This is a genomic window from Kitasatospora sp. MBT63 (assembly GCF_000710465.2).
Classification (GTDB): Bacteria; Actinomycetota; Actinomycetes; order Streptomycetales; family Streptomycetaceae; genus Kitasatospora.
Genome location: NZ_JAIZ01000791.1, coordinates 1 through 208, shown reverse-complemented (window position 1 = coordinate 208; position 208 = coordinate 1). Strand labels below are relative to the sequence as shown.

The window sequence follows — 208 nt, the reverse complement described above, 5'->3', positions numbered from 1 at the left end:
GGTTGTCCCCGTCCAGCCACCCGCCCGCAGCTCCGGGGAGGGGCCCGCCGCCGGGCTGCTGCGCCGCTGGTGCTCGCCCTGGTGCTCGCTGTCCGCCCCGCCGCCCCGCCGCCCCGCCGGCCCGCTGCTCCTGGCCGCCCCGGCCGGCCATCCCGCCAGCTGCTGCTGCTCCTGGCCGCCCGCCCCCGCGCCTCCCCGCCGCCCGGCC

The 208-nt window shown here is 85.1% G+C and carries 1 pseudogene; it reads left to right on the top strand.

Annotation, left to right across the window (positions count from 1 at the left end):
- Positions 1–208 (top strand): annotated as a pseudogene (locus AA75_RS54215) (hypothetical protein); the annotation flags it as partial.